General features: G+C 41.2%; 40 protein-coding genes and 1 pseudogene. 34 read left to right on the top strand and 7 right to left on the bottom strand.

What is annotated here, in order from left to right; all coding sequences use genetic code 11:
- Positions 1-13: 13 nt before the first annotated feature.
- The 15 genes from JCM10519_RS30005 (at position 14) to JCM10519_RS13790 (ending at position 9,224) form a co-directional block, all read left to right on the top strand.
- Positions 14-205: a hypothetical protein gene (locus JCM10519_RS30005; RefSeq protein WP_347844210.1), complete on the top strand. Its 192-nt coding sequence runs from the start codon at positions 14-16 to the stop codon at positions 203-205.
- On the top strand, positions 174-596 hold the full coding sequence (locus JCM10519_RS13845) for a hypothetical protein (RefSeq protein ID WP_054739862.1): 423 nt from the start codon (positions 174-176) through the stop codon (positions 594-596). Before JCM10519_RS30005 ends, JCM10519_RS13845 begins: the two co-directional genes overlap by 32 nt.
- A 600-nt stretch (positions 597-1,196) precedes the next feature.
- Positions 1,197-2,126: an iron ABC transporter permease gene (locus JCM10519_RS13840; RefSeq protein ID WP_347844209.1), complete on the top strand. Its 930-nt coding sequence runs from the start codon at positions 1,197-1,199 to the stop codon at positions 2,124-2,126.
- A complete protein-coding gene (locus JCM10519_RS30000; RefSeq protein ID WP_347844249.1) occupies positions 2,077-2,220 on the top strand; it encodes an iron chelate uptake ABC transporter family permease subunit in 144 nt (47 codons plus the stop codon). Before JCM10519_RS13840 ends, JCM10519_RS30000 begins: the two co-directional genes overlap by 50 nt.
- Complete coding sequence (locus tag JCM10519_RS13835; RefSeq protein WP_347844208.1) at positions 2,217-3,008, top strand: ABC transporter ATP-binding protein; 792 nt, start codon at positions 2,217-2,219, stop codon at positions 3,006-3,008. Before JCM10519_RS30000 ends, JCM10519_RS13835 begins: the two co-directional genes overlap by 4 nt.
- A 31-nt stretch (positions 3,009-3,039) precedes the next feature.
- A complete protein-coding gene (locus JCM10519_RS13830) occupies positions 3,040-3,348 on the top strand; it encodes a hypothetical protein (RefSeq protein ID WP_054739861.1) in 309 nt (102 codons plus the stop codon).
- Positions 3,323-3,934, top strand: a complete 612-nt coding sequence (locus JCM10519_RS13825; protein WP_054739859.1) for an ABC transporter substrate-binding protein — start codon at positions 3,323-3,325, stop codon at positions 3,932-3,934. The genes JCM10519_RS13830 and JCM10519_RS13825 overlap by 26 nt, the downstream gene beginning before the upstream one ends.
- A 17-nt stretch (positions 3,935-3,951) precedes the next feature.
- Entirely contained in the window at positions 3,952-4,149 is a 198-nt protein-coding gene (locus JCM10519_RS13820; protein ID WP_054739857.1) for a hypothetical protein, read from the top strand.
- 11 nt (positions 4,150-4,160) lie between these two features.
- Positions 4,161-4,850 carry a hypothetical protein gene (locus tag JCM10519_RS13815; RefSeq protein ID WP_054739855.1) on the top strand — a complete coding sequence of 230 codons (690 nt, stop codon included), beginning with the start codon at positions 4,161-4,163 and terminating at the stop codon, positions 4,848-4,850.
- Complete coding sequence (locus JCM10519_RS13810; RefSeq protein WP_054739853.1) at positions 4,847-5,128, top strand: molybdopterin-binding protein; 282 nt, start codon at positions 4,847-4,849, stop codon at positions 5,126-5,128. Before JCM10519_RS13815 ends, JCM10519_RS13810 begins: the two co-directional genes overlap by 4 nt.
- A gap of 8 nt (positions 5,129-5,136) precedes the next feature.
- A complete protein-coding gene (locus tag JCM10519_RS13805; protein WP_054739851.1) occupies positions 5,137-5,373 on the top strand; it encodes a hypothetical protein in 237 nt (78 codons plus the stop codon).
- 1 nt (position 5,374) lies between these two features.
- On the top strand, positions 5,375-5,503 hold the full coding sequence (locus JCM10519_RS29995) for a hypothetical protein (RefSeq protein ID WP_347844207.1): 129 nt from the start codon (positions 5,375-5,377) through the stop codon (positions 5,501-5,503).
- 97 nt (positions 5,504-5,600) lie between these two features.
- Positions 5,601-6,356, top strand: coding sequence for a radical SAM protein (locus JCM10519_RS13800; RefSeq protein ID WP_054739849.1), 756 nt, complete (start codon positions 5,601-5,603; stop codon positions 6,354-6,356).
- 45 nt (positions 6,357-6,401) lie between these two features.
- A complete protein-coding gene (locus JCM10519_RS13795; RefSeq protein WP_347844206.1) occupies positions 6,402-7,217 on the top strand; it encodes a DUF364 domain-containing protein in 816 nt (271 codons plus the stop codon).
- Between the two features lie 804 nt (positions 7,218-8,021).
- Positions 8,022-9,224 (top strand): ATP-binding protein, encoded by a 1,203-nt coding sequence (locus JCM10519_RS13790; RefSeq protein ID WP_347844205.1) that lies wholly within the window; start codon positions 8,022-8,024, stop codon positions 9,222-9,224.
- A 110-nt stretch (positions 9,225-9,334) separates the two neighbouring features.
- Here the strand turns inward: JCM10519_RS13790 and JCM10519_RS13785 are convergent, their stop codons facing one another.
- A complete protein-coding gene (locus JCM10519_RS13785) occupies positions 9,335-9,523 on the bottom strand; it encodes a helix-turn-helix domain-containing protein (protein WP_054739845.1) in 189 nt (62 codons plus the stop codon).
- A 354-nt stretch (positions 9,524-9,877) separates the two neighbouring features.
- Here JCM10519_RS13785 and JCM10519_RS13780 point away from each other — a divergent pair, with 354 nt between their 5' ends.
- Together JCM10519_RS13780 and JCM10519_RS13775 are read left to right on the top strand one after the other, a co-directional pair.
- Positions 9,878-10,096 (top strand): hypothetical protein, encoded by a 219-nt coding sequence (locus JCM10519_RS13780; RefSeq protein ID WP_054739843.1) that lies wholly within the window; start codon positions 9,878-9,880, stop codon positions 10,094-10,096.
- The gene (locus tag JCM10519_RS13775; protein WP_054739841.1) at positions 10,078-10,587 is read left to right on the top strand and encodes a relaxase/mobilization nuclease domain-containing protein; all 510 of its coding nucleotides are present in this window, start codon (positions 10,078-10,080) and stop codon (positions 10,585-10,587) included. Before JCM10519_RS13780 ends, JCM10519_RS13775 begins: the two co-directional genes overlap by 19 nt.
- Positions 10,588-10,964: 377 nt before the next feature.
- Here the strand turns inward: JCM10519_RS13775 and JCM10519_RS13770 are convergent, their stop codons facing one another.
- The 6 genes from JCM10519_RS13770 to JCM10519_RS13750 form a co-directional block, all read right to left on the bottom strand.
- On the bottom strand, positions 10,965-11,585 hold the full coding sequence (locus JCM10519_RS13770) for a hypothetical protein (RefSeq protein ID WP_054739838.1): 621 nt from the start codon (positions 11,583-11,585) through the stop codon (positions 10,965-10,967).
- Between the two features lie 33 nt (positions 11,586-11,618).
- Positions 11,619-11,873, bottom strand: a complete 255-nt coding sequence (locus tag JCM10519_RS13765) for a helix-turn-helix domain-containing protein (protein ID WP_054739837.1) — start codon at positions 11,871-11,873, stop codon at positions 11,619-11,621.
- Between the two features lie 66 nt (positions 11,874-11,939).
- A complete protein-coding gene (locus JCM10519_RS13760) occupies positions 11,940-13,211 on the bottom strand; it encodes a hypothetical protein (RefSeq protein WP_347844204.1) in 1,272 nt (423 codons plus the stop codon).
- A complete protein-coding gene (locus JCM10519_RS29990) occupies positions 13,192-13,683 on the bottom strand; it encodes a DUF262 domain-containing protein (RefSeq protein WP_347844203.1) in 492 nt (163 codons plus the stop codon). Before JCM10519_RS29990 ends, JCM10519_RS13760 begins: the two co-directional genes overlap by 20 nt.
- Positions 13,684-13,993: 310 nt before the next feature.
- Positions 13,994-14,710, bottom strand: a complete 717-nt coding sequence (locus tag JCM10519_RS13755) for a hypothetical protein (protein ID WP_054739835.1) — start codon at positions 14,708-14,710, stop codon at positions 13,994-13,996.
- Positions 14,711-14,872: 162 nt separating this feature from the next.
- Positions 14,873-15,187: a helix-turn-helix transcriptional regulator gene (locus tag JCM10519_RS13750; RefSeq protein WP_054739833.1), complete on the bottom strand. Its 315-nt coding sequence runs from the start codon at positions 15,185-15,187 to the stop codon at positions 14,873-14,875.
- Between the two features lie 140 nt (positions 15,188-15,327).
- On the opposite strand from JCM10519_RS13750, the gene JCM10519_RS13745 reads away from it, so the two are divergent.
- The 17 genes and pseudogenes from JCM10519_RS13745 (at position 15,328) to JCM10519_RS13695 (ending at position 26,395) form a co-directional block, all read left to right on the top strand.
- Positions 15,328-15,528: a hypothetical protein gene (locus JCM10519_RS13745; protein ID WP_054739831.1), complete on the top strand. Its 201-nt coding sequence runs from the start codon at positions 15,328-15,330 to the stop codon at positions 15,526-15,528.
- A 110-nt stretch (positions 15,529-15,638) separates the two neighbouring features.
- The gene (locus JCM10519_RS13740; RefSeq protein ID WP_347844202.1) at positions 15,639-15,911 is read left to right on the top strand and encodes a hypothetical protein; all 273 of its coding nucleotides are present in this window, start codon (positions 15,639-15,641) and stop codon (positions 15,909-15,911) included.
- Positions 15,912-15,913: 2 nt separating this feature from the next.
- Positions 15,914-16,039, top strand: coding sequence for a hypothetical protein (locus JCM10519_RS29985; RefSeq protein ID WP_347844201.1), 126 nt, complete (start codon positions 15,914-15,916; stop codon positions 16,037-16,039).
- 230 nt (positions 16,040-16,269) lie between these two features.
- On the top strand, positions 16,270-16,551 hold the full coding sequence (locus tag JCM10519_RS13730) for a hypothetical protein (protein WP_054739827.1): 282 nt from the start codon (positions 16,270-16,272) through the stop codon (positions 16,549-16,551).
- 29 nt (positions 16,552-16,580) lie between these two features.
- Complete coding sequence (locus JCM10519_RS13725; RefSeq protein ID WP_347844200.1) at positions 16,581-16,994, top strand: hypothetical protein; 414 nt, start codon at positions 16,581-16,583, stop codon at positions 16,992-16,994.
- Between the two features lie 179 nt (positions 16,995-17,173).
- The gene (locus JCM10519_RS13720) at positions 17,174-17,701 is read left to right on the top strand and encodes a hypothetical protein (RefSeq protein WP_347844199.1); all 528 of its coding nucleotides are present in this window, start codon (positions 17,174-17,176) and stop codon (positions 17,699-17,701) included.
- Between the two features lie 212 nt (positions 17,702-17,913).
- The gene (locus tag JCM10519_RS13715) at positions 17,914-18,510 is read left to right on the top strand and encodes a hypothetical protein (protein ID WP_347844198.1); all 597 of its coding nucleotides are present in this window, start codon (positions 17,914-17,916) and stop codon (positions 18,508-18,510) included.
- 115 nt (positions 18,511-18,625) lie between these two features.
- Positions 18,626-18,853: an SH3 domain-containing protein gene (locus JCM10519_RS29980; RefSeq protein ID WP_347844248.1), complete on the top strand. Its 228-nt coding sequence runs from the start codon at positions 18,626-18,628 to the stop codon at positions 18,851-18,853.
- A gap of 1,035 nt (positions 18,854-19,888) precedes the next feature.
- Positions 19,889-20,356: a restriction endonuclease subunit S gene (locus JCM10519_RS13710; protein ID WP_347844197.1), complete on the top strand. Its 468-nt coding sequence runs from the start codon at positions 19,889-19,891 to the stop codon at positions 20,354-20,356.
- A gap of 115 nt (positions 20,357-20,471) precedes the next feature.
- Positions 20,472-20,693, top strand: coding sequence for a hypothetical protein (locus JCM10519_RS29975; RefSeq protein WP_347844196.1), 222 nt, complete (start codon positions 20,472-20,474; stop codon positions 20,691-20,693).
- A 71-nt stretch (positions 20,694-20,764) separates the two neighbouring features.
- Complete coding sequence (locus JCM10519_RS29970; protein ID WP_347844195.1) at positions 20,765-21,586, top strand: DEAD/DEAH box helicase family protein; 822 nt, start codon at positions 20,765-20,767, stop codon at positions 21,584-21,586.
- Positions 21,583-21,996, top strand: coding sequence for a DEAD/DEAH box helicase family protein (locus JCM10519_RS29965; protein WP_347844194.1), 414 nt, complete (start codon positions 21,583-21,585; stop codon positions 21,994-21,996). Before JCM10519_RS29970 ends, JCM10519_RS29965 begins: the two co-directional genes overlap by 4 nt.
- 101 nt (positions 21,997-22,097) lie before the next feature.
- Positions 22,098-22,658: a hypothetical protein gene (locus JCM10519_RS29960; RefSeq protein ID WP_347844193.1), complete on the top strand. Its 561-nt coding sequence runs from the start codon at positions 22,098-22,100 to the stop codon at positions 22,656-22,658.
- A 29-nt stretch (positions 22,659-22,687) separates the two neighbouring features.
- Positions 22,688-23,533: a hypothetical protein gene (locus tag JCM10519_RS29955; RefSeq protein WP_347844192.1), complete on the top strand. Its 846-nt coding sequence runs from the start codon at positions 22,688-22,690 to the stop codon at positions 23,531-23,533.
- Between the two features lies 1 nt (position 23,534).
- Positions 23,535-24,110, top strand: a complete 576-nt coding sequence (locus tag JCM10519_RS13700; protein WP_347844191.1) for a restriction endonuclease subunit S — start codon at positions 23,535-23,537, stop codon at positions 24,108-24,110.
- 1 nt (position 24,111) lies between these two features.
- The gene (locus JCM10519_RS29950; protein ID WP_347844190.1) at positions 24,112-24,684 is read left to right on the top strand and encodes a hypothetical protein; all 573 of its coding nucleotides are present in this window, start codon (positions 24,112-24,114) and stop codon (positions 24,682-24,684) included.
- Between the two features lie 86 nt (positions 24,685-24,770).
- A pseudogene (locus JCM10519_RS13695) lies at positions 24,771-26,395 on the top strand (type I restriction-modification system subunit M).
- Positions 26,396-26,407 lie beyond the last annotated feature (12 nt).

Below are 26,407 nucleotides of genomic sequence, written 5' to 3'. Positions count from 1 at the left end.
GGGTTCGATCGTTATGCATCAAGTATCGTGGTTTTATTTGCCGGAGCTGGTGCTGTGCGCAACTGTTGACATTGAAAATTCGTTTTACTATAAATCTGGTGAGCTGCCGGATTACCGGGCGTTTAAAACCGTAGAAAGCAAGAACCGGTATCAAAAGGGCGTCATCTTTTTTTATGGCCTTAGCCACAACCCTTCTGATGTCTGAATACAATGGCATGCAGAACATCCGGCATTCCTATAAAACGACTTTGCCTTACAAGGTATATCAGGTCACGGGAGACCGCTGGTATTCCGGCGGAAGGGTGGATGAAAGCAGGTATTTATTCTACGCATCGGACGCGGACAGCCAGGTAACGGATTATTACCTGCAATACATTGGGAGATACATGCTTTATGCCTCCAATGTAGACGGCATCTGCGCATTTTATGAAGATAACCTGATCCATCTGTTAAGCAGCTATGACTACCTTGTTATAGTTGAAAGTGATGGGGAAGCAAAACATCTGCTGAAAAAGTATTTTGGGGTTTCCGGGCAGGAAGGGATTTATCGGATCATTCCTTCTAATGGAGGACTGACCATTGAGCTGGTGAAATAATATGTATACAAATAAAGCTGCTTTATAATGAAGGATGATTGCTAATTGGTCATTAATCATTCATTATGAAGCGGCCTTTTATTATTTAAAACTTAAACTGGTGCATAAGACCATTTAAAATTTATTATGAAGCTTCATTTGGTGAGGCAGAAAAATTAATTCAACAGGTCCTCTTTAAAGCAGTCTCTAAGAACTTTTTAAATCCATAAGTTTATACAATACTAGAGCAATTTAGGTAATAAAGAAACAAGAATATCTGCTCAAAACATGCAAATGCACCAATGCCAAATTCACTTACATTTTCACGGCTTAACCGTCTCCCCTTTTTTGCAATCCCAATGGCTTAAAATATATATTAATTTATATCTTTGTTCATAATTCGGGTTTTTCCAGTCTGTCTCCATTTTGTAAGAATCACTTTAAAACCAAAATCTTTTAGGAATACTAAAAATTTTTTTATGTGAGTTGCTATTTTAAAGTTGTTATTGTATAATTTTAGAAAAGAATCGTTATTTTTTTGCGAATATAACGATTTTATATTTTTTTGTCGTTATTCTTAAGTGAGTATATCGAAAAGAAAAAAAAGCAGGAGGGTTACATATGAGAAAAATAAACCGCCGGTATTTTGCGGTGATCCTTTTATTTCTAAGCATGCTGCTGTTAGCAGCATTTTCCTTATCCTTTTTGGTGGGGAGATATGCTATACCGCCTAAAACTGTATGGAAAATTATTCTTTCCCGCATCTTTCCGGTTGAACCTACTTGGGAAGAAACGCTGGAGACCGTAATTTTGCAGGTACGTCTGCCACGTATCTTGTTAGGAATTCTTGTGGGAGGCGCACTTTCGCTTTCAGGAGCAAGCTATCAGACGTTGTTTAAAAACCCCATGGTATCTCCGGATATTTTGGGCGTATCTGCCGGTGCAGGCTTTGGGGCAGCACTTGCAATGATCAACGATGCCTCCTGGTGGGAAATTCAGGTTTGTGCGTTTGCTTTCGGAATGGCAGCGGTGGTATTGACCTATTTTATCGGCTATACAATCGGACGGCAGGCAATTACGGTGCTGATTCTTGGAGGGCTTGTGGTCTCCAGCCTGTTTCAGGCGCTGCTTTCCATTGTGAAAACCATGGCAGATACCGACAATGCGCTGCCCTCCATTACCTTTTGGCTGATGGGCAGTCTGGGAAGAGGATCCGGCCGCGAGGTTTTGTTTTTGCTGCCTGCTGTTATCATTTCATCGGTACTGCTGTTTTTGTTCCGCCACCAGATCAACGCACTTTCCACAGGAGAGGACGAAGCCGCTGCGTTGGGCGTGAATGTACCTCTTACCAAGCTGGTTGTGGTGGTTGCTTCCACGCTGATGACCGTCTCCGCTGTCAGTATCAGCGGAATTATTGGATGGGTGGGATTGGTGGTGCCGCATATTGCACGTATGATCAGCGGCTCCAGCTTTTCCCGGCTGGCTCCGGTTTCTTTTTTTAATTGGCGGTTGTTTTCTGCTGGCAATAGACGATGTTGTACGCGGAATTGAGGGTGTTGAGCTGCCCCTGGGCGTGCTGACCGCTTTAATCGGTACACCGATTTTCATATTGCTTCTATACCGTGTCAGAAAGGGGTGGTCATGATGCTTGAGGTGAATGGCATCAGCTTTTTTTATAAGCCGGACCGGATGATTCTGGAAGACATTTCTTTTCATGCGGATAAAGGAGATATTGTGTGCCTGCTGGGTCCTAATGGAACCGGAAAAACTACATTACTGAGGTGCCTGCTGGGATTCAGCAAAATGAAATCCGGAAGCATACGCATTGATGGAAAGGATCTGTCATCGTCTGTTTCCTCACGCCGGCGCGCGCGCATGATGGCCTATGTGCCCCAGTCCAGCGGTATCACATTTCCCTATGAGGCATTTGAGGTTGTTTTGATGGGAAGGCTTTCCCATCTTTCTTTGGGGGGCTCGCCCAGCGAAAAAGACCGCTCCGTTGCACGGGAAGCGATGGAACGCATGGGGATTCTCGAACTGGAGCATACTCTGTTTCAGGAACTGAGCGGCGGCGAAAGACAGATGGTGCTGGTTGCGCGCGCTTTGGCACAGCAGTCGGATATCTTAGTTATGGACGAGCCAACCGCCAATCTTGATTATGGCAATCAGGTTAAGATGCTGCGTGTAATCAAAAAACTCTCTGCGCAGGGGTATACCGTTTTAATGACCTCTCATTTTCCTGAGCATGCTTTTCTCGCCTGCAGTCGTGTCGTGATGATGCAGGACGGATATATTATGGCCCAGGGAACACCGGAAGAAGTCGTTACCAGTGATTCTCTTTCTGCGCTTTATCAGACACCGGTACATGTCACTGAAACAGACATCAGCATGGACGGACACGCAGTTAAGGTTTGCGTTCCGCTTATGTTTTGATAATTAAAAATTATATCAGGAGGAAGTATTTATGAAATCAGTAAAACTAACAGCCGCATCACTTTTGGCGACGGTGCTTCTGCTGGGCGGCATTACGGGCTGTTCGCAGAAAGCAGCCCAAACAGAGCCGCCGTCTTCTGCAGTAACAGTCACTTCTGAAGCGCCATCTTCGCAGGCGGATTCAGCTGAACAGACTCCCGCCGCCGAACGTACCATTACGGATATGGAAGGCCGTACGGTTACTATACCGGCGCAAATTGAAAAAAATTGGTACCTTTGGGTCTGTGGGTGTTCTCAATGCTTTTGTGGAGCTGATGGGGGAAGGTTCCAAAATCTGTAACGATATGCCGGAAAACTTTACGAAAAATGATAACTGGAAGCTGCAGTACGAGTTCGCGCCTCAAATTAAGGGTGCTCCTATTTTCGAAGCCAATAAAGAGATTGCTATGGAAACCGTACTTGCAGCCAAGCCGGATGTTTGCTTTACCATGACAAAGGAAACTGCAGAGCTTCTTGAAAAAAACGGAATCAGCGCAGTTTATCTGGCCTGGTCGGAGATAGACGATGTTAAAAAGGCGGTCACCCTGATGGGCGAGGTACTGAATAAACAGGAGACCGCTGCTGATTACATAAAATACTTTGATGAGAAATTAGCCAGAGCTCAGGAACTGACCAAAGACATCACTGATAAAAAAACCGTGCTTTACGGCAGTGTTACCACACTCACCCAGCCTCATAAAATTGCTGAGTGGTGGATTGCCCAGGCTGGCGGCATCAGCGTCACTGACGATGGGCGCAAGGAGGATACTCTGACCTATACATTGGAGGACTTACTTAAATGGAACCCGCAGGTCATGATTCTTACCGCTAAATCACAAATTGCAGAAATCGAGCTGACAGCCGTTTTGCTAATATTACCGCTGTAAAGGATAAGGCGTTTTATGTGACGCCTACCGTTGCCCATGTATGGGGAAACCGTACGGTAGAGCAGCCGCTTACCATTTTCTGGGCAATGAACAAGCTCTATCCTGAAATTATGACCCGGGATGAGCTGGCCAGGGAAATCAAATATTTTTACAGCCATTTCTTCCTTTATGAGATGAGCGATGCACAGGTTTCAGAAATCATTGACGGAAAGTAAGAGGGGACGGCATGTATTTAGACAGCGAGCACTTTATAACAAGGGCTGAGGCGATTAATGCCTTAATGGCACGATGGACTCCGGACATTGCAACGGAAATTCTGCCCTTGGAGCAATCAAAGGCAGAATCTGCACGCGGGATGTTTTTTTCGCAGAATACGCTGCCCGTATGCCGCAGTTCGCAGGCGGATGGCATCGCTGTACGCTTTGCAGATTTTACCAATGGTATTCCGGACACTTCTGCATGGAAAAAGGATCTGGATTATGCAATGGCAGATACTGGTGACGATTTTGCTGACGCTTTTGACACTGTTATTCAGGTGGAGGACCTTGTTTATAACGCTTCGGGCACATTTTCCATTGTGCCCGAAGCACCAATTGTGCAAGGGCAGCTGGTCAGTCCACAAGGTTCTATGCTGCGTTCCGGAGAACTTTTACTTAAAAAGGGGGATGTTGTGCATCCCATGCAGCTATGTCTTTTAGCGGCAGGCGGTATCTCTGAGCTTGAGGTTGTAAAGCAGCCGGTGGTGGCTTATATTCCTACAGGAAACGAGCTGGTTTGCCTTGGGGAAAAGCCGCAGCGTGGACAGAATGTGGAAACCAATGGCTTAATGATCAGCGGATATCTGGAGGAATGGGGCGCGGTTATCCGGACTATCCCATTCTCCCTGACGATCAAAAGCTGCTGGATGAAACGTTGACTGATGCGTTGCAAAATGCAGACATTATCCTGATTAACGGGGGATCTTCCAAGGGCAGCGAAGACTATACCGTTCGGCTGCTGAAAAAGCGCAGCAGCTTTTTGCAGCACGGCATAAAGTCCATTCCGGGAATTCCAGTTGCATTGGCGATTGCAGACGGAAAGCCGGTTATCAACCTGCCAGGTCCACCTTTTGCAGCGTTCTGCGCTTTGGATTGGTGTGTCCGCCCATTGGTTTACCAGGCGGAGGGACGTGCTATGCAGCCCCCCGGAGGGTAAAGGCAGTTTTGCAGAAGGAGGTGCATAAACCTGCACCTTACGAGTTTTACCTGCGGCTAAAGGTATATAAAGCTGGGGACGGATTCTTTGCAGAGCCGCTGTCATGGGGCAGCCGGTTTGCACAGGCAATGAACTGTAATGCGCTAATGGTGATACCGGTGGGATCAGAGGGTTATCACAAAGGCGATGTGATCGAGGCAGAGCTGTTGTATGGACTGCCGGATGATGACGAAAGGAGGAGTTAAGGTGGAGCGCGGCCTTACTCCTGCAGAAGCATTGGAATTGATGCAGAATGCACGAAATTTAAATCAGCCCGATGCCGCATTTGATCTTTTTCGGCGTGCGTGCCAAAAAAAGAAATCAGATCCTTGGTGATCAACTATGGTGGACATCCGGTTCTGGTGGTATTTTTCCGTGCCATGTGGTTCCACGCTGTTCTTATTGCAGCTTTTTTACGGAAGATCATTTTCCAATGGATGCTCTTTTAAGAGGGTTGGAACTGATTGAAGATGTGGGGATCCGGCAATTTCATATCAGTGGGGGAACCGATTTAAACGGCGGTTTTGAGGAACCGCTTCTTGCGATGGTGCGGACAATCCGCGAGCATTCCAACCTGGAGCTTGAAGTGAATCTGGGTCCTTCTTTTTCTGAACAAGGGGTTCTGGAACTAAAGCGCTTAGGGGTAGAGAGTGTCACCAGTTCACTGGAATGCACCAATCCTGAAATATTTAGGGCTGTGAAGCCCGGTGACAGCCTCCCCAGGCGACAGAAGCTTCTTGAAATCTGTGAGGAGCTTGAAATGCCCAGCCGCACTATGATGCTGGTAGGGCTGGGAGAAAGCGATGCAGACCGAATTGCCCAACTGTTTTATCTTAAGCAGTTTAACAGGCTGTATCAGTTAAGGATCTCCCGTTTCATGTCCTTTGCGGGAACGGCGCTTCAGGCACATCCGCGTTGCTCACCATGGGAAACCGCTCTTGTAACTGCAATTGCAAGGTTAATTTTACCCGACCGGGAAATCAGCCTTGCGGCGGGCAACAGCCCGGAGGATATCCCGCTATGGTATTTGGCTGGAGGGGGAAACCAGGTGCTGGGCGTTTCCATTACAAGGCGAGCGCCAAAGGCATCTTCCGGGGTCTTTGTGCATGAAATCGGTGAACAAATGTATGTTGTAGACAAAAGAAAAGAGATCCAACGCATACTTGAAGGAATGCTGTTGAAGATTTAGAAACTGCTGATATTTTTAAAATAAAACGATATAAAGGTGTATCTTATGGGAAATATTTTGTTAAAAGAAACTGCTGCACTTGTGCAAAACTGCCTGGGCAGTGACTTAGAAGGGATTACTGTGGAAAGAGCAGTATTCGGACTGTTTTTTTCTGGAGTAAAGCTAAGCAATGGTATGGGAGGCTTGTGTTTTACACCGGTTAAGGAAATCCCGGAGGCTGTGTGCTGTCCCAGTTCTGCGAAAGCAATGCCCTTATCCGGCAGGCTGAAGGGCCGCAGCGCAGCAGATTATCTATCTGATTTGGACCATTCCAATATTTTGCGAAAAACATTGGCAATTGCCACCCTGAATGCCCTGTCCGCTGCCTGCTGGCAAAGTGGAGCAGCAAAGGGGTATCAGCTTCAAACCGGGGTGGATGCCTTTGATGACGTGCAGATTCCCGAAGACGGAAAAAGCGTAGTCGTGGGGGCTTTGGTTCCCATTTTGAAAAAGCTGATTGCCGCTGAGGCCGACTTTAAAGTACTTGAGATGGACAACCGTACTTTAAAAGGAAAAGAGCTTGAGCATTATGCACATCCGGAAGATGCATCAATGTATATTCCTGAGGCTGATCTTTTGGTGATTACAGGTGTTACCGTGCTCAACGACACCCTTCCGGATTTACTGAATATGATAAAGCCTGGTGCCAGGGTGATCGTTACAGGGCCGACTGCCAGCATGCTTCCGGATGCTTTTTTTCAGCGTGGGGTCACGACAATGGGCGGTGTTCTGGTTACTAAGCCGGATGAAGTGCTTGACATCATCAGCGAGGGTGGTTCCGGCTATCATTCTTTGGAAAAAGTGCAGAACGGCTCATCATAAATAAAAGTTAATCCAGCGTCCAAGTTTTATTTTGGCTCCATATGCCATGAATAATTTCATTGTAATATTTAATAAAAAGGAATAACACCAAGCAGATCCTTCAGGCAGTTAACTGCCTGAGGGATTTTTGCGTTTCAAAAAGCTTGGATTGAAAACTATTTATAGGAAAAGGAAGATTAGCTTGATTTGGGTATAACAATAGTAAGAAAAAGTTTGGGAAGAGGTGATAAGAAAATGACTGTTTCAATGAAAGCTATACCGGAAAACGATTGTACGCTGTGGAATTAATCCACAGGAGGAATGTGTAAAACTACTGCCAGGAGGACTAAGGATGTGGATGCATTTGTTCAGGAAATAATGCATTATTTTTAGATTTTCCCCCCCATTTATGACCCTGAACCTGATTGCCGATGCACTTCCAAAGTTTGACAGGCGTTGCGTGTGAATTTGGGGAACGACTTGCATTTCAAGGTGATTTATGCTATAGTATCTACCGTACCAAGGTCGCAAAATCCCCTTGTTTTTCAATGTTTTAAGGGGGTATCTGCATTCAACGACCGGTGTGTTCGAGACCTTCCACACCTAAAACAAAACTTGCGGATGTTGAAATTTAGTGTGATTTATATGGTGCTGTTATTACGCATTTACATAGCGTGAGCAGCACTTTTAGTTTATCAGAGTTCTTTGGGATTGATGGGTAACTGTGTAAAAACTGTGTAGTAATGAGATGTTGAAAAATAAAAAACGAGCTTTGAAAATTACATTGTAAGTCAAGGTGATCTTTAGTATAATTTAAGCTATTAGATGCGAGGAGGTGCTGTTATGAAATTTGGTTCTCCATATACTCCGGGAGCCGGTGCTATGCCGCCATATCTGGCCGGCAGAGGTGAACTGATTGAAAACGCGAATAAGTATTTAGACGCAATGATAAAAGGCTATCCACAGCAGCCAGTTATTTATTATGGACTTAGGGGAGTCGGTAAAACTGTATTATTAAATGCAATTGAGGAAAAGGCAGAGGAAAAGCATATTCTTTATGCCCATATTGAAATTGCTGAAAAAAGAGGATTTCTTCGTCAGATCGCAAACTATTCGAAAAAAATGATTCATAATATGAGTACGGTTGAAGCCGCAAAAGAATTTACCAAGAAAGCTTTGGCAGTTTTACAGGCTTTTAATGTTACCTATAATCCCAAAGAGCAGACCTTTACCGTTGGAGCATCAGAACCTTCAGAGTATATTACAACAGGCATTCTTTCGGATGACTTGACGGATATGTTTGTTACAATGGGTAGGACAGCGGCAAAAGCAGGAAGAGTAATATGCTTTTTTATTGATGAAATACAATACATGAAAGATAATGAAATGGAGGCATTAATCAATGCACTTCACCGGGTGAATCAGCTGCGTTTACCGATTATATTATTTGGAGCAGGGCTTCCAAAGGTTTTAAGAATTTTTGGAGAGGTGAAGACCTATGCCGAACGTCTATTTAAATTTGTTTCAGTTGCGGAATTGGCGGAAGAAGACTCCAGAGAAGCGATTGAAAAGCCGGCAAATGATTTCGGCGTGAAATATACAGAGGACGCATTGAAAGAAATTTTAAGATGGTCAAAAGGTTATCCATATTTTATTCAGGAATTGTGTAATGTTATTTGGGAATACACGGAAAGTGAAACAATCAGTGAAACTGATGTGGAGCATGTAATTCCCATATTTTTGAAAAATCTTGATGAAAGTTTCTTTAAAGTAAGATATGAGCGTTGTACAAAAAAAGAGCATGATTTTCTGTTTGCTATGGTAAAGTGCGGAACTTTACCCTGCACGATATCAAATGTGGCTCATTTTATGAAAAAACGCGGGAATTCCATTTCACCGCTAAGAGCTCAATTGATCAGTAAAGGTATTATTTACTCCACAGGGCATGGAGAGATAGATTTTACGGTGCCACTTTTTGATGAATATTTAAAGCGAATTAATCCAGGACTTAAAATTGATAAAGAGTAGTAACAAAGGCAGACGGCTATAAAAAAAACAATAAAAACAGTACTGATGTTCTCCCGCATATTTTTGCGGGAGTTTTTTCTTGGGATGTTTTGAAAATATAAATTGTGAAACTACTTTGACAATTTAGCATTTATCATAATGTATTCTTCCACGGCCTTTTTCGGCACCTTCCAGGCTCGGCCGATGTGAAAGGCTTTAATCTTTTTCCCTCTGAGTAATTCATAGGCAGCATTCTTGCCAATTCCAAGCATCTCACATAAATCTTCAATTGTTACTAAATCATCGTAGGATTCAAACATATAATATTTCCTTTCGTCTTTTATTTTTTTATAAGCATGTTAGTTGAAGATAAAAATTTAATCATTTAAGGCGGGAATAATTAATCTTAGCTAGGGCATTTTGTATGACAAAATCGTTATCCTGTGTATATAAGAGAATAGATAAATCTATCTAATATGAAATGAGTACCAAAAGGGAAATAGAGTGATGAAGTATATTAAAATTAACACTATATCTAACTAACTAATAGATAAAAACTAGATAAAAAAATAGTTAGTAGGAGGAAAGTCATATGAAAAAAATCTAAAAGCCTTACGATTCGCTATACGGAAAAGGAGGATGCGAAGATTAGGAAAGGGGCGGAAAAATCGGGTATGACTGCTTCGGAATATGTAAGACGTGCTTCTTTAAATTCCAGAACAAGGGTGAGAAAAATTCCGGAAGAAAAAGTGCGGATGATAACTCAGACGCAGGCTAGCCTTAATGATCTTATGATAATGGAAGAGAATGGAAGTGAATCTTCCGAAGCAATAAAATTAAAGATTAAAGAAATACAGGAAGGGCTGAATAACATATGGACATTGTTAAGTTAGAAACAGGGAAAAACGGGTATAGAGACCGTAATGCATTAAGAGTCTTAATTGCTTATGCAACTTGTCCGGAGAAGACAAAGGGGTATATCGGAGCGATTGGAACCAATCCTGATGATCCGGCTAAAATGCTGGAACAAATGCAATTTGTAAAGAAAGCATATGGGAAGAACGATAGAAATTATAGACAACTCAGGCATATCATAATTTCTCCAGATCCCAAGTGGGGGATTACCGCAGACGTTGCGTACAGAATGGCTTATGATATTGCTAAATTTTATGGGAACCGTTATCAGATTTGCTTTGGCGTTCATTCCGACACAGACCATGTACATATCCATCTAGTTCAAAATACAGTTAGCTATATAGACGGAAAGCTGTTTAGTGGAGCGTGGGTAGAGTTGAATGAGTTTAAGATACATGTAAAACAGGTCGTATACCGTTATTTACCGCAGATCCAACTGACTATGGAAGAATTTGAACTTATGGAATGAATTCATTTTTAAGACAAATTTTAAATCGGTTTTGGGTTACTGAGTTGTATTTTTAAGAATGGATTTCGGATTCTTCCGAAAAAGGCAAGCAGCACCCGCATACCCGCGCGAGCAGATATATTCCGTTCCACTTGATGTTGCGGTAGCCTGATTTCAAGCGGATCATTCGTTTTGGTTTCCTGCAAAAGAATAAAGCCTGCGCCACTTCCGGCAATAAAATCTTTCTATCCTTTACCGAGAGTGGCGCGTAAACTATTGATAATTTATGATATAAATTTCATAAGCATCCCGCCTGAATCGTCTAACTTAGATCGGGGTATGCAAAAACGTTTTCATTTGAAAATATTGCCGACAGACCGGCTTCTTGTAACCTGCTATTATTCCGGATAATTATATAACCAGTTCTCACCATCATAGTCTCTAATATTGTCCGTAAGTCGTTGCAAGTACGGCATTGCTTTTTCCTCCTGTGCATACCACAACATAGATTGCCCGAAGCCAAATGCCCTTGTATATTTCTTTGACGGTACGTTCCATATATGTCTGTGGCGCGTACCTTGCGGAAGCAGGGTGCAGTCAGATGAAAGAGACAGAATATTATAAAAGCGTTCTTTACCATGTTCATCTTCAAATGTTTGGTACTCACGAAATACTGTGGCATTTTTGTACCAACCAACAACTTGTGTTTCATTCAGGTCGGAAGTGGCACACCAAACAACAGTCACTCCGGTAACACATGGCTCTGTTTTGAATCTATCACCAAACCCAAGAATTTTCTCAACATGAAGCTGATTACTTTTGCTGGCATTCGTACTCTTTGTTTCAACAAAGCCAAGACAATAATCACCACCTGTAACCGATCCGGAATCATCCACCCAACCATCGGGAATATTTCGCGCAAAGAAATTATATTCCTCATGACCATAGCCGTTCTCTTTAACAAATGAACCGCCGTTATAGGGGACATCGTGCCGACTTGCCCCTTTATAATACTTCATACAGGAAATTTTGCAAAAAAACTAGGCTTTCCATCAAGATTCCTCCATTGATTCAGTGCTCTTTTCTTGCATTTTCGTAGGGTTATCCAACGAAAATTTTGGTATATTCTCCAGCATAGTCAACCGCAAAGCCTGTGCTAAATCTTTGTCTATATGTTCATCGGATGTTCCCTTATCTACGGTAGCTTGCTCGGTTATGTACGGCTCATAGGCTTCCAAAACGTCTTTTACAGCCTTTTTATCTCCTTGAATTGCTTTGCGAATTGTTTCAGCAGGAATATTTGACATGAACCCCTACAAGTCGTTATTCATATTACTCATAATAGTTCGGCCTCCTGAGCCATTAAACGGCGGTTATTGCAATTCCTGTTTAAGCCGTGTAAGTAGCATATCTTCCCGCTCCTCAAGGAATACGAGAAAATTATCAAAAGTCAGCCCTGTATCAGGAATAAAATGTTTCTTCCGATAGTCACCAAGCTCGACGGCAGGAATGGTATCTTTTAACCATAAGTCGAAATCCTTGTCGCTTTTCTCAATATTCGGGATACCCTCCAATAGCTGCAGGTTACCGATATAATCACGGTTGTCTATGAACTCTGCGATCAGCTCGTCAGATACACCTTTGGAGCGTAGATACTTCTTGGTAAACTTGCTTCGAGGGAACATATGGTCAACATGGAAGTGATTTCGCATATCTGCCCAGGGATAGAGAACAGACAGCACCACCAGCGTATCCCTATCTCCGTATTTGTTCCATAGAAGGTTATTATAATCATCTTCTGTAAACTGCAATGTACGGTTTGATCCTTTGAAATGCTCGGTAATTTTTTCAACAGGAAAGCCCGTTACTCCGTTTTGACGGATAATATCCCGGATAGGTTTTAATACGCCGTCCGGTGCAAAACTAAAAACACGTTTCAGCAGCGAGGACACAAACCATTTCTTAATGACCCTCCTGTCAGCGACAGTAGCTGATGAAGTATCGAAGTTGTTCGGTAGGCCAATTGTTTTCAGATAATAGGCAATCGGGATAAAAAGATTGTTTGATGTGATATTTTCCCTGCTGAATCCAAACCCGCTGACAAGAGAAACCGCACCTCGAATGGCTTTCGTGATATTATCCCACTCGGATTCAATTTTCAGCATATTGGTGCGGTTGAAGTTGTCTACCTTGAATGTGATGTTCTGCATATCACAAAGAACAAGACAGGCTTTCAGAACAATATCCTTGCCGATGTTGAACCCACGTCCGATCTCATTAATTTCATCAACAAACCTGTTTATTTCTTCCCGTGCGTCTTTATGTTCCCATTGTGCCGTGGCAAAAGAAAGAAGGAGGTCAGAATAAGAAAGTGTCGTGCCACCGCTGTTTACTCGGATAAAGATATTCAGCACCTTATCCAGTTCAGAGTTTTGCTCCAAATAATAGCTGATGCTCTGATTGATGTGGATTACCTTATGTAAGCGAAACAAAGCCCTGTTTGCAAATCTTCCCTTTTCCTTATCCGGGTTCTGCATAATATCCGTGCTGATAAGGTAGTCATTCACCTCATCCTGCTCTTTCAAATCCAGCATATCTCCGACAAGAAACCAATGATGGTCATCATCAGCTTTTTTTTGATTCATCTTTTGTCAAAAATGCAAAGTCATACTCCAAGTCCTCCTCATCGGATTTTGAGAGAAGGTTTAAGTACAGGCGTTTTTCCGGAAATGCGCTTGGATTGTCCCACCGCTTATAGGGGAGTTTGGCAGCATAGGAGCCTTTAAGAGCGATATAGAGAGAAGTAAGCCGCTGCTGACCATCCAGAACCGCCATAATGTCATCACTCCCGCTGATATTGGCAGGCGGATTATGACGCTGCTTTTTCTCATGAAAGTTGCGAATGAATTCATAAAACTTGAATTCTGATGCCTTCTCTTTCGGTACTTTCCAAAAGAGAAAAGCATTGATCGGATAGTCCCGCATTAAGCTGTCAAACAGCCTGATTATCTGCTCCTGGCTCCATACAAATTCACGCTGTATGGACGGCAACAGGTATTTCTTTGCGTGAATGTCATTGATTATCTCGATAATTGTTAATGGTGTTTGGAAAGCCATATTGTTACATACCTCCGTTTTCGTTCTCTTTTTCCTCCACAAGCTCGATAACCTCTTTGATTTCTTCTATGAAGTAATTCTTCGTTTAATAACTTTCATATTCAGTTATTGTATAAAGATACAAGGTGACAGACAATTTTTAATAACTGATGTTCTATTAATATCTTTTTAATCTGTAATTTGGAATAATCCAGTCATTTCAAGATTTCTTTCTTTACTGCTACAATCAATATACTTAGCAATTGGAACTGTTTCTCCTCCAACAATTAAATTTCCATGCTGGAAAGCTGACAGAACTATGCATGAACTTTCATCCAAAAGGTTTCTGTTTTTTTTCTTCGAGCATAAGGCTGATCTGGTTCATTACCTCCTTTGCCCCTAATTCTTCCAACTGTTTCTTCGATGCTTCAAGTTTTTCTGGGTCTGTTCCATCATCTGAAACTATGGTGTTCGTTAAAATTCTTATGCAAGTTGCTGTGACAAGAACACTCTTCTTTAAACTATTTATAACTTGCTGAATCTCTTCTGGGCTATGAAACTCTTTCTCGAAATCTTGTTCTTTAACTTTTTCCGCTCCAACTGGTGTAGTTAATTTCTTTTCTTCTGCTTCACGCAACAGTCTGCTTGCTTTAATTTCTTTGCCAGCCAGTCCGTCTTTTATACCTTCCATATACCCCTTTTTGTTTTGTGCAAATTTCTTTATTGCTTGTTTTGCTGATGGGATTCCCTTTTCTGAAAGGTAAGAGATTAGTTTATCAGTACCTACTTCAAACCCATATCTTATAGCAGGGGCAACGATCTCTTCCAAAATAAGCTGTATATATGGATTCATTTCTTTAGGTGTTCGGCTTGCTATAATTTCATCAATATCCACCTCTTCAAGTTCAACGGGACCGTTCAACTTATTGCCTTTATCATCAAACTGGAGAGCTGATTTTCTACCTTCTTCGTTTACTTTTGTATTCACGTGATTATCTCGGTCTTTATAGACCAAATACACTTTTCCATCTGATTCTTTTTTGCTCATATTGGTTCCTTCAAATTCAAGATTTATTTAAGAATAACAGAAATGATATTAAAAATAAAGTACTGTATATTTATTATCACAATATAAAGTACTTTAAGATATAAATTATTTTGTCTACAGCCATAGTAGGCAGGAGCCTCCCTATTTATTCTATGGCAGTATTTAATCCTCCTGGATGAGCAGGTCCAGGATTTCCAGAACAGCCTGTCTTTTTGAAGGGGTCAAGATCCCCCATTTTGTTAAGATCAGCAATTGCTGCCCGGTCAGCTGCTTTTTGTCCCCAATGCTGAAAAAATCGGAAAGAGAGATTTCGAATGTTTCACAAAGAAGCTCTAATTTATCTACAGGCGGCTGTAAGTTTTTTTGATACCAGGTCGCGATTGTTGATTGCGGAATGCCGGAAAGCTTTGACAACTTGTAAACCGTCCATTTTCTTTCTGTTCTTAATTCTGTAATTCTGCCTAAAACATCAAACAAGGAAAATACCTCCCAACCATTCATATATGCGATAATGATATATCGAAAAAACTGATAGACAATAGACGGAAAAAAGCCGTATAATATATATCGTAAATACGATATATACATATGTATGTGAATGCAAGGGAGGAAACGATATGGCAGGTAAGTTATGCCCCAGTTGTGGACAATTTACCTTTTTTGAAACGGTGAATGGGCGGCAGTGTTCGAAATGCGGATATAAGATGGTTCTACCAGTGAATGCGGGAAAAGGTGGAAAAGGTCAAAAATGTGTCAATTGTGGACAGTTCACGGTATTTGATAACAAATGCCGGACCTGCGGCGCCCGCTACGAATGAACAATGTAAGGGAGGAACAAATGATGACTGATAATCAAAAAGCAAAATGTCATGCAATCATTCATTCTGCCAGTGCGGCGGCCGGCGGTGTTGGGGCGGGACTGGCATAGGTGCCGGGAAGTGATAATCTGATCATTACCCCAATCCAGCTTACCATGACGATCTCTCTGGGAAAGGTCTTTGACCTGACTCTTGGGGAAAGCGCTGCCAAAGCAGCGTTAGCGTCAGCTGCGGCTGCAACGGTCGGAAGAACTGCTTCCCAGCTTTTAATCGGCTGGCTTCCTGGAGTTGGAAATGTAGTCAATGCGACTACGGCGGGTGTGCTGACAGAAACAATCGGCTGGATTCTGGCAAAGGAATTTGAAAAACAGGCAGGTGAATGAGAATGATCGTGAAGATGCTTGACAATTTCGTAAAACCAACGAACCGGAAGCCGCCGAAAACCGATTTATATACCGGCAGTCATAACGTGCTCCGCCCGCTGGATAAAAAGGAAGAGAAAAAAGGCTGAAAAAGAATGGGAAAAAAATGTGAAGTATTAAAAAATAAATAGCGGTAGATGATCAAAGGCCTGAGAAATCCTCTCCGGTTCATGGAATTGGGAGGGGATCAGGTCTTTTTCATATCAGTAGGAGCCGGTGGCCTTTTTCTTATTTTAGAAAGTTCTTGTATGCAGTTAAATATTATAGAGGAGATAATCAATAATCAATTACGATCCATTATGAAAGGGGACAAGTTTGTATGAAAGTTTTTCCGTTGGGAAAAGGTAAAGTCGTATACAATGAGGATGCCGAATCCTGCCTGCTTTGTGTGAATTATTTTCAGGACCATGCAGTGACTGCAAAAGAAAAATTTGTGAAAGCCATGGAGAACTGCAAATCCATTGAAGAGGTTCTGACCCAGGCACCCATTTATGGCAGAAGTGTATTGATGAGGAGATTGAGCGGGGAATCGATCTCCTTGTTAAGGCGAAGATTTATGAATATAGCGTTGCCCGGCTCAAAGCAGATTTTGACAATCTGATCTACGAGAATACTTCCGAATACCGGGAATTGCTGAAAAGATATTCGGAACTAAAGGAAGCGAAAGGGCAATATGATGCGTTGAAGAAACTGGAACGTGATAACCGGTCAAAATGGCAGGGCGGCGGCTTTGGAATCGGCGGGGCCATTAAAGGAAGCTTAAAGGCCGGAGCCATGAATGCAGCCACCGGTATGGTGCGGGGAGTAGGGGATACTTTTACCGATATCATGGACAATGCAAAGTTTGAAAATGAAAAGAATGCTTTGAATAATGCTCAGAACTTGGAAAGCCTTGCGGATATCGTGCTCATTACCGTAGGAAATGTATTACCGGCCTGTATCCTGGGTATCTTTGAAAAACATTTGGGAACGGATACTTCCAGTGTTATTGATTGTGATTATGATAAGGTAGACAGCATTCTGGCTAATATAGAAAAAAAATAGACAGCTGGGATGAAACATATGAACTGATCAGGCAGATCATAGAGACGACACCGCTGGCTGACGAGGCGTGGGTATTCCTGTTAAATAATTACAGTTCTATGGAAGTTGATTTTCATGAGGTCAAGGAGTTGACTCAATTCATATGCCCGAGGCAATTTGCCTGGTGGGCATTTGCTGAAATGAATTTTATCATGGAAGCTTCCTACCATCAGAAAATCAGTGCCAAGAATGGCTATGATATAGTAAAAGAAAAAGCCATTGCCTATGACTATATGGATGAGAATGGAATTCTGCTTCCTCATGAGAACCAGTATTCGAATGCCATGTCGCTTTATACGGTCATCGCACTTTCCTGTCTGGAAATCCGGATAAGATATAAGGATGAACAAGGTATTCTGCATCTGATTTCTGATGCAGCCAGCGAAAAACTGGAGGAAATGAAAGAAAGTATCACGTTGATTTGCAATCAATACCATGTACTGGATTCATCAAATAGCTGGGCCATTGCCGGGAAATTTGACAGATGTCAACAGATGGATTTCTATAAAGAGCTTTCTTCTTTGCTGTCATTGTTGAAAAAGGGGTATGAAAAAGCCTGCGTTGTGGAAAAGAGGAGCTTTCAGACACTGGCAGAAGCGAACCGTTACAGAGCCGAGCTTAAGAGCTTTCAAGATATTTACATACGGTACGGGCTTTGCAGACTATGAGAGTGGTAAATTAAGTCAAAAAAATAGTCCAGTTAGAAGGGATCGAATTTCATGATGATGAAATAAAACAGAGGGTGCTTGAGCTAAAAGAGAAACTGGACTGGTTAAAGGAACATGAGAATACGGAAGCATTTAGACGGGGAGAACGGTTAAAAGCTTCCTTTCAAAAATATGAGGTGCCTGATTTATCTGTATATGGAAGTAGCCAGTTTTTGGAAGAGGCTAATCTAGCAATCAAAAATAAAAATATCCTGGCAGCTGAGAAGGAGCCTTATGTCATTGCGGTATACAATGAAGCGGCGAAAGGCAAAATTAAAGGACTTGTGATCACAGAAAAGTTCATTTACAATCTGATGAACATGATATCTCTTTCAAACTGCAGTATAGAGCTTGAAAAGATATCAAACGTAAAAGTGGTCAATGGAAATAACCTTGAAATTATGTTAGATGATAAGAAACAGATAAAATGGAAGCTGTCCGACAGTATGCCACTGAATAAGATCGTGGAGGGATTAATAACAGGTCTCGGTCTTAATCCGCATACGCAGGTGAGAGAAGCAAATGAACCAAGGAAGAGCCTAGAAGCATCTCAAGCACCTAAAACGGTTAGTTTAGAAACGAACCACCTTGCTCCCGACATAAAAAAACAAAAAAAGTCCAATGGGAAAACAGGAATTATGGGCAATAATTTTATCCGGTATCACAATTGCCACGTTAATAATATTTCCCCTGATAGTAGTCAGTGTGCTTCTGGTTATCCCCTCCCTTATCATGTGCCTGATTACCTGGAAGAACCGTGCGTTTCATAAGAAACTGATCATTGTATTCACGATCACAGATGGCTTGATTTTACTGTTGTATGCGGTAAGTCTGGTTCTGGCTTTTATGGAATGATTTCCTATATGATATTTCCTCTATGGGTTAATTCCCGTAGGGGATTCATTATTATTAAAAAGAGACATAGATGAATATACGACATTAAGACAATCACCAGCTTCAAATGCGGAAGAGACGGCAAAACTTCTATTAGGCTCATATGCCATGTCACTTGATAACACAGATGATAGCTGGTATTATGTCATGATCGAAGATGGGGTAGAGGGATATGTGGATGGCACATATTTGGTTGCCTTGGAATGGGTTATTAACTAGTAAACAGTGTAAGAGAAGTTGTCTATGTAGATTATTGTACATGTAGAGATAAGATAAGAACTTTCATTTATAAATGATTCATATCAATTAATGTATGAAATCTGATCATAGATTTGCTATACAGCTGGTCAATAATAAAAAGATTATATTAGCTTTCAAAGAACAAATTTATTTATATTGTTTCCCCTATGGGTTAAATACAAGTAGCCATAAAGACAACTTGTGAACCGAGAGTCAAGGTAAACTGAATATGGAAACACGCCTTGGATTTTGGCAATCTAAGGCGTGTTTTTGATTAATTCGTAACCTACAGGTCGTGAGTTCGAATCTTACCAGTAGCTCCAGGAAGATTAGGTCAAAATAGATATAGGCTGAACAAGCCAGTGTTTATGAGACCTGACGAGGGTTTTGAATGAAAAGTTCAAAGCCCCCGTTTTTTTATTAATGTAAACAAACTGCATCTATGCACTCTCGCTTTTTTTACTAAGAATCGTGGTGTTTCTCGTTTTTGAACGGAATTAGTCCGGTAAACAATTTCATATAGCAATGCCCTGGATCTAGATTTGCTATATTGGGAAACCTTTGAATCGCCTGAATTCTTCGGCTTCGCATTACCATGAGGGACTACAGGAATGCCACGTTATGTAACCAATATTTTAAGAGTATCCGGCAATTCAGAAAGATTATGGATATTGTTTGAATGCAGTGGCGCTGGCATTTGCCTCAATGGAGATATCCCGGACGATGAAAGCACCTTGCCTTTTAATTACACCAGTTTTTCTTCGATTCTCTGCGTTTTGGATCCATGGGGTAAGGTCAATGGGCAGCCTATTATATCGCGCGATTCCCATATACACGTCAGGCGGATGATACAACCTTTTATTTGACACCAAATCAGAGCAAACAGATTAAATGAAATATAATAATATTTCAAATAACATTGACAAAACAGTTTTGCCGTGATAAAATATATTTGTAGTTTGTAATATGGTTATATTTCAATAAATATTCATTAATGCCTTGGGGGTGTAATATTTGAAACAAAGAAAACTAAAAGAATTTATAATGTTTGTTCCAGGAATCAATCCTTCCCGTGCAGAAAGTCAATATGGAACAAATGAGATACAATATTATGATCAAGCTGCTTTTGAGAACGATTTTAATTATGAAAATGATTCTGTTGTAGAAAAATCAACTTTATTACCTTATAGCGAATTAGCTTTAAATGAGGGTGATGTGGTAATAAGTAATTCCATGCAACTTGCTACAATAGTTGGAAAGTGTAATATCGGAAAGGTACCGTCCTTGAATTTTACAAAAGCAGAGTTTATTACTAGCGAACTTGATAGACACTATTTCCTTTATTTATTAAATGCGTATCAAGGTGTCAAACGACAAAAAGAAAGAGGACTTCAAGGTAGCGGAGCAGTATTAAGAATTCCTCTTAAAGCCCTAAATCAAATCATAATTCCGGTACCTTCAATGGAACAACAAAAAAAATAGGTATGATTTATACTGAAACCCTAAGTATACAAAGTAAATTAAAAAAATACGGTGCGTTAATCGATCGTTTTACATCTTCAATAATAGAGGATGTTTTAGAAGGAGGGGTGTCTAAATGAAAAGTCAATCTGAGTTGGTTTTTGAGAAAGAAGTCGTTGATTATTTAACTAAAATCGGCGGTGTTAAACAATGGGAATATAAGAAAGAAATAAAAACCACTGAACAGCTATGGGATAATTTTAAGAATATTTTAGAGCAAAATAATCGCGCGCGATTGGATAATGCTCTATCAGTCACTGAATTTAATCAGGTTAAAAAAAATTATTACAGATATTGACTCCCCGTATCATGCCGGACAATTTTTATATGGCGTGAATGGTGTTTCCGAAATTGAGGTTAACCTAGATAATGGAAAACACGTTTTTTTTAACAGTCTTTGATCAGGCGCAAGTTGGTGGAGGTAGTACGGTTTATCAAGTCGTCAATCAAATTGAACGCCCAAAAATTATTGATGGGAAACCCAATCGCCGGTTTGATATTACATTGCTGATAAACGGTTTGCCAATTATACAAATTGAAATAAAAAAAGCGCTGCACACAACCACTGAATCTTTGAATCAAATGCAACAATACATTGTTGAAAAGCAATATAGTGGGATTTACTCCACCTTACAAATTTTAATTGCAATGACGCCATACGATATTAGATATATGGCTAATGTTAAGGCAGAGCATTTTAATCGTGCTTTTGCTTTTCAATGGCAACATGAAAATGATGCACACCCGGTTCGCACATGGAAAACATTTGCAGATAAGGTTCTCTCTATTCCAATGGCACACGATTTATCAACGCGCTACATGGTGCTTGATGGCACAAAGAATAAAGAAAGCATCAAAGTTATGCGCCCTTATCAAGTTTATGCGACCAAAAGAGTACTGGACAAGGTTCGCAAATATGATTTTCAATATAATGATGGTAAATTGGGCTATATATGGCATACCACAGGTTCGGGTAAAACCATTACCAGTTTTAAGACCGCTTGGCTTGCAAGCCGTATGTCAAATGTAGATAAAGTCGTGTTTTTAGTAGACCGCATTGCATTGACAAATCAAACGGCAGATGCCTACCAAGCTTATGATCCGGTTGCTGGTTTTGAAGGAAAGACAGGCGTTGTCAGCGATACGGCAAATATTACAGACTTGCATCGAAAATTGACAAAAAAAGAGTGACAAAAATATTATTGTTACCAGCATTCAAAAAAATGTCACGCTATGTTGCAAGAGAAAGTTTTAAGGCACTGGATGAGAACATTCTCTTCATAGTAGATGAGGCACACCGCTCTACTGGAGATGGTACAGAAAATGATGGTATGCTTGAATCTATTCGCAAAGCCATCCCCCATTCTGCATGGATTGGTTATACCGGTACCCCAAAATTCCCTGAAACACGAGAAATTTTTGGTGACCTGTTGCACGCCTACACCATTAAAGAAGCGATTGCTGATAAAAATGTGCTTGGTTTTAACGTTGAATTTAAAGAAACAATTCAGCCACCAGAAAATCCAACCAAGCAGGATATCGACGACAATTTGCGTGGCAGTGTATATGATTATAGCCTGATCACGTTGATTTGGTTGTAAAAGATATTTTTGAAAACTGGAAAAAAACGTTCTAACAACCGCAAATATAATGCCTTGTTTACTGTTCATGTTGGTGGAAACAGAGCCTCTACCCTCGTGCCATGGAGTACTTTGATAAATTTACAGAGGAAAATGCAAAGCGTCCAGAAGAAGACAAGCTTAAAGTTGCCATCAGTTTTTCGGCAGACACAACAAATGGCGATAAACAGCTAAACACGAATGAAAATTTACACAGGGCGATGAACGCCTATAACGAATTATTTGACACAAAGTTTGGCTTAGAATCGGTAAAACAGTATACCGAAGATATTGTTCGCCGTTTGAACAAGACTGCCGATGACGGCCAGTTCTTAGACTTGGTTATCGTGGTAGACCAGTTATTAACCGGATTTGATGCGCCGGAACTTAACACGCTCTATATTGACAGAACGTTAAAAGGTGGAAACTTAATTCAAGCGTATTCCCGCACGAACCGTATTCACAATTTGATTGATAAGCCGTGGGGCAATATCGTCAACTATCGCTGGCCAAGACAAAATGAATATGAGATGAACATGGCATTTGCTGTTTATTCTAATCGTGATTCAGCAAATGAACAACTGACTCTTGAAGATTTGAAAAAAAGGCAACGAAGAGTCTGGTATTATTTCAAAACCGTTTAGCAAGGTACAAGAGGAAATAAAAGAAGTCATTGAAAAAAATATCCGATTTGACAAGTGATTTTGTGCAGTTACCGCCAAGCGAACAAGCACAAGATGATTTGTTTGAAGAGATGAAAGAATATAACCGCTTACTAAGCCAATTAAAGCAATATACCAAGGATGACAACGGCGAGCCTATTTCTGCCTACGACAATCCCGAAGGATTTTATGCAGGGATAGGAATAACTGAAGAACAAGAAATTATATTGACCACTGTTCTAGCTGGTGAACTGAAAGAGCGCCGTGCAAAGCGTGAGGATATTGACATTTCTCAAGTAAATTTGGCAATGGTGCATATTCACGATGTACGCATAAATTATGACTATTTGGTGGAACTCATCGCAAAAATGGCAAATGAAGTGCACGCCAACGAAATGGAGAAAGCCAAAGTCACAAGAGATGACATTCACATTGAATTGGCGAAATTTGATAATGAGAAAGAAAAGAGTAAGATTCGTAATTTTGTCACAAAAATTTATGATAAAGAATTTGAGTTTGACAAGTACCCTGCTTCCAGCGACGTCGAGAAAATGAATAAAGCCATCGATAAAGTGCAGAAGGAAACAAACCTAAAATTGGTGACAACCTTTGTGCGTACATGGGGGCTTGACAATAGCACCACGCCAAGAGCGCTAACGGCACTGATAAAGAAGCACCGTTTGGGTCAGGAGGACATGGACAAACAAGGCGAATTGACGACGATGATGAATCAGGCCAAAGAAGATTATAAAGAAATCGCTAATGATGAAATCAAGGCTTTGTCTTGGGTGAAATACCGCATTGCGTTTCGTGAGGCTTTCTATGCCTTGGCTGATGAGATAAAGAGAGGTGAATAACGTGAGTGAAACAGAGAAAGAACCGTTGATACGGTTTAAAGGATTTACGGAAGATTGGGAAAAGCGAAAGTTGGGGGATATAGCTCAACGAGTTACTCGGAAAAATAGGGATCTTGAATCGACTTTACCACTAACTATCTCAGCTCAAGACGGTTTGGTAGATCAAAGCGATTTCTTCAACAAGACTGTGGCAAGCCGCGATGTGAGCGGATATTACCTTGTAAAGAAAGGTGAATTCGCGTATAACAAATCCTATTCTAACGGCTACCCATGGGGTGCTGTAAAGCGTCTCGATAGATATGACATGGGCGTACTTTCAACGCTTTATATTGTCTTTAAGCCAACGGAGGTTGACTCCACTTTCCTGACAAAATACTACGACACTACATATTGGTATAAGGAAGTTTCTAAGCACGCAGCGGAGGGTGCCCGAAACCATGGATTGCTCAATATTGCAGCGTCAGACTTCTTTGAAACCGAGCTGCAAATTCCAAGAGACCGAGTGGAACAGCAAAAAATTGGCGCGTTTTTTTCGCACCCTCGACACTCTCATTGCCCTTCATCAACGCAAGTGTGATTTGCTGGAACAGGCCAAGGAAACCTATCTGCAAAAGCTGTTTCCGAGGGATGGCGAAAACGTGCCAGAAATACGATTCAAGGGATACACAAACTCTTGGAAACAGCGTAGGTTGGGGGAGCAATTCACAAAAGTCAATGAAAGAAACGATGGCACGCTTGGAAAGAATCGATGGATTTCTGTTGCTAAAATGTACTTTCAAGATCCTGAAAAAGTTCAATCGAATAATATAGATACCCGTACTTATATCATGCGTGAGGGGGATATCGCATTTGAAGGTCATCCTAATGCTGTCTACAAATTTGGGAGATTCGTCGCCAATGATATAGGCACAGGTGTTGTTTCTGAACTTTTTCCGATCTATAGACACAAGCAAGAATATGATGCTAATTATTGGAAATACGCTATTCAACTTGAACGAATAATGGCTCCGATATTTGCAAATTCAATTACATCCTCTGGAAACTCATCCAATAAACTTGACCCAAAACATTTTTTTTGCGTCAGAAGATCTATATACCAAGTATTAAAGAACAGCAAATTGGTGCGTTCTTCCGCACCCTTGACACCCTAACCTCACATCACCAACAAAAACTCACTACCCTAAAAACTATTAAACAAACTTTACTGAGTCAAATGTTTATATAAAGGAGAAAAATTATGAGCAATGCACTGAATATCACGGCAAAGCTGTGGGAAATGGCAAACAAACTGCGTGGCACCATGGATGCCAGCGAATATAAAAATTATATATTGCCTTTTATGTTTTATCGTTATCTGTCTGAAAATCAAAGTGAATATTTAAAAAATAATGGGCTTGGAGATTTTTATGTATTAAAAAAAGAGGATAGCGAAGAAAAAGAGGAGTATTGTCAAGAGATATCGAAGGGTATTGGATATGTTATTGAACCTACTTACACTTGGCGTGAGCTAGTTTCCAAAATTGAAAGCCATAAAATCAAAGCTAGCGATTTTCAAGATATGTTTGACCTATTCAGCAAAAATGCGAAGCGCAATCCCACAGCGAATTTTGAAAATGTTTTTTTCTGATGTAAATCTTGGTGACAACCGTCTTGGCTCGTCCACAAACGAGCGTGCAAAGGCACTGAATGACATAGTATTAATGATAAACGACTTTACCTTCAAAGATGATTCTGGACACGATATTTTGGGCGATGTCTACGAATATTTGATTGGACAATTCGCCGCAAATGCGGGGAAAAAAAGGTGGCGAGTTTTATACGCCGCACGAAGTCAGCCAAGTTTTGGCACGCCTTGCAACCGTAAACACGAAGCAAACAGGCGAACAGTTTCGTGTCTATGACCCTGCTATGGGTTCAGGCTCTTTGCTGTTGACGGTACAAAAAGAACTACCGAACGGTGGCAATGTCGAGGGTAGTGTAGATTTTTATGGGCAGGAGCTAAATACCACCACTTTTAACCTTGCCCGAATGAACTTAATGATGCATGGTGTGAAGCATTTGAATATGCATTTAAGACGTGGCGATACGCTTGACATAGACTGGCCTTTTGCTGAAAAAGACGGCATACAAACTCCCATGAAGTTTGATGCTGTGGTAGCGAATCCACCGTACTCGCAAAACTGGGACATCAAAAATGTAGACCGTGAAAAAGATGTTCGTTTTAAAGGCTTTGGCGTTGCCCCCGCCTCAAAAGCTGACTATGCTTTTGTTCTTCATGGGCTTTATCACCTTGAAAAGACAGGCACAATGGCGATTGTTTTGCCGCATGGTGTTTTGTTCCGTGGAGCATCCGAAGGTAAGATTCGCAAAAACATCATTGACAACAACTTACTTGACTGCGTGATTGGCTTACCGGCAAACCTGTTCTATGGCACGAGCATTCCAACTTGTGTGCTGGTGTTTAAAGGTCGAGAAGCACGTGGAGCGAACAAAGACATTCTTTTTATTGATGCATCGAATGATTTTGAAAAAGGCAAAAACCAAAATAAGCTCTCTGAAGATAATATCAATAAAATCCTGACTGCCTATTGTGCTCGCAAGGACATGGACAAATATGCCCATGTTGCAGATCTGCACGAAATAAAACAAAATGACTATAACTTAAATATCCCACGTTACGTGGACACCTTTGAGGAACAACCTGTTGTACCATTATCACAGTTGGCACGGGAGCTAACAGAGGTGAACCAAGATATTGAGTCCACCACTAAAGAGTTATTCAAGCTAATGAGCGAACTGCAAGGCACAACTCCGGAAGCCCAAGCAGAGCTTGAACAGTTTATAAAGATAATGAGCAAATAAGAATGGCGGCGC

This window comes from Clostridium sp. NkU-1, assembly GCA_001312405.1.
The sequence above is the reverse complement of the archived record's forward strand: the minus strand, read 5'-3'. Positions and strand labels throughout refer to the sequence as shown.